At 63.7% G+C, this 2,469-nt stretch carries 2 protein-coding genes; both read right to left on the reverse strand.

Annotated elements, in window-relative coordinates:
- Positions 1–85: 85 nt before the first annotated feature.
- Positions 86–865, reverse strand: a complete 780-nt coding sequence (istB, locus tag BM052_RS19200) for an IS21-like element helper ATPase IstB (RefSeq protein ID WP_091149472.1) — start codon at positions 863–865, stop codon at positions 86–88.
- Entirely contained in the window at positions 855–2,396 is a 1,542-nt protein-coding gene (istA, locus tag BM052_RS19205) for an IS21 family transposase (protein WP_091149474.1), read from the reverse strand. The genes istB and istA overlap by 11 nt, the downstream gene beginning before the upstream one ends.
- Between the last annotated feature and the right edge of the window lie 73 nt (positions 2,397–2,469).

A 2,469-nucleotide genomic window follows, 5' to 3' on the forward strand; every position in this document is an offset into this window, starting at 1 on the left:
TGTTGATTTCCGCTGAGAGTTGACCCGGGATTTCCATCGAGAAGTGACCCGGGTGGGTGGTATGTCCCGCAGTGCGGGCAGTGGGTCAAGCGGGTGATTTTTCCTTTCTGGCTTTGGGGGCAGCGGAACTGGCGCGGAAGCGGAAGCTGTCGTTTCCGGTCTCGAGAATGTGGCAATGATGGGTGAGCCGATCGAGCAGCGCGGTGGTCATCTTGGCGTCGCCGAACACGCCGGCCCATTCGCTGAAGCTGAGGTTGGTGGTGATGATGACGCTGGTGCGCTCATAGAGCTTGGAGAGCAGGTGGAAGAGGAGCGCACCGCCTGATGGGCTGAACGGCAGGTAGCCGAGTTCGTCGAGAATGAGCAGATCGAGGCGCAGCAGCCGGTCGGCGAGCTGGCCAGCCCTGTTCATGGCCTTTTCCTGTTCCAGCGCGTTGACGAGGTCGACCGTGGCGAAGAAGCGGACCTTCTTGCGGTGATGCTCGACGGCCTGCACGCCGAGAGCGGTGGCGACATGGGTCTTGCCAGTACCGGGTCCGCCGATCAGCACGACGTTGTGAGCCCCATCGATGAACTCGCCGCGATGGAGCTGACGGACCATGGCCTCGTTCACTTCGCTGGAGGTGAAGTCGAACCCGGCAAGGTCCTTGTAGGCCGGGAACCTGGCCGCCTTGATCTGGTAGGCAATGGACCGGACCTCGCGTTCGGCGACCTCCGCCTTGAGCAATTGGGAGAGGATGGGAACGGCCGCGTCGAAGGCTGGGGCGCCCTGCTCGACGAGGTCGCCGACGGCCTGGGCCATGCCATACATCTTGAGGGAGCGCAGCATGACCACGACGGCGGCGCTGGCGGGATCATGACGCATGACGAAGATCCTTGTCGCGCAGGGTATCATAGCGTGCGACGTTGGCCTTCGGTTCTCTCCGCAGGACCAGGGCCTGCGGGGCATCGATCCTGGGCGGCGTGCCATCCTTGCCGTCGATCAGGCGGTGCAGGATGTTGAGGATGTGGGTCTTGGTCGCAACGCCAGCCTCGAGGGCCAGTTCAACGGCGCACAGCACGGCCTGCTCGTCATGGTGCAGGACCAGGGAGAGGATTTCCACCATCTCCCTGTCGCCGCCGGGGCGCTTCAGAAGCTGGCCCTGCAGTTGACGGAACGCGTCCGGCAACTCGGTGAAGGGCGCGCCATTACGCAGGGCTCCGGGCTTGCGCTGGATCACCGCGAGATAGTGCCGCCAGTCATAGATCGTCCGTCCCGGCTGATCATGGGATCGCTCGATGATCCGCCCATGCTCGCACAGGATCTGGCCTTCGGCGGCGATCATGATGCGGTCGGGATAGACCCGCAGGCTCACCGGCCGATTGGCGAAGGAAGCGGGCACGCTGTAGCGGTTGCGTTCGAAGGATATCAGGCAGGTCGGCGACACCCGCTTGGTGTGTTCGACGAAGCCATCGAACGGCCGGCCCAGCGGCATCAGGCTGGCGATCTCGGCGGCATGCACATCGGCGATGGTGCCGGGCAGCACGCCGTGCGGAATCTCTCCCCACTGCGCGATGCATTGCTCCTCGAGCCAGGCATTGAGCGCATCGATGTCCGGGAAGGAAGGCATTGCCTGCCACAGCCGGCGCCGCGCATCCTGGACGTTCTTCTCGACCTGGCCCTTCTCCCACCCGGAGGCCGGATTGCAGAACTCGGGCTCGAACAGATAGTGGCTCGCCAGGGCCGCAAAGCGGGCGTTGACCTGACGGGCCCTCCCTGATCCTTTTGGGCCGCTGCCGATCTTGTCGACCGCGGTCTTCATGTTGTCGAAGATCCCGCGCTGCGGCACCCCGCCCAGCACCCGGAAGGCCTGGGTCATCGCATCGAACAACATCTCATGGGTCTGGAGAGGATAGGCCCTGACGATGAAAGCCCTGCTGTGCGAGAGCTTGGTATGGGCCGCCTGCAGCTTGGTCTGTCTGCCTGCGATCATCGCCCAGTCCTCGCTCCAGTCGAACTGGAAGGCTTCGCCAGGCTGAAACACCAGCGGTACGAATGTTCCGCGCCCGCTGGTCTGGGCATCGCGCTGGCGCTCGGCCTTCCAGGCCCGCGCGAAGGCCGCCACGCGGTTGTAGGAACCATCGTAGCCCAAGACCACGAGATCGGCATGCATCTGCTTGGCGGTGCGCCGCTGCTTGCGCGACTTGCCGGCCTCGATCCGCAGCCATGCCGACAGCTTCTCGGCAAACGGGTCCAGCTTGCTCGGCCGCTCGGGAACCTTGAACTTCGGCTCCACCGTGTCCGCACGCAGGTACTTGCGGATCGTGTTGCGCGACAATCCCGTGCGCCGTTCAATCTCACGGATCGGGATGTGCTGCCGGAAATGCCAGCGTCGGATTACGCTCAATAACGCCATGTCGATCACTCCTTAATCCCCCGACAAATCAGCCAGGGGAAAGGTCAAAACATGGGTCACTTCTCAGTGGAAA

The organism is Novosphingobium sp. CF614 (assembly GCF_900113255.1).
Lineage (GTDB): Bacteria > Pseudomonadota > Alphaproteobacteria > Sphingomonadales > Sphingomonadaceae > Novosphingobium.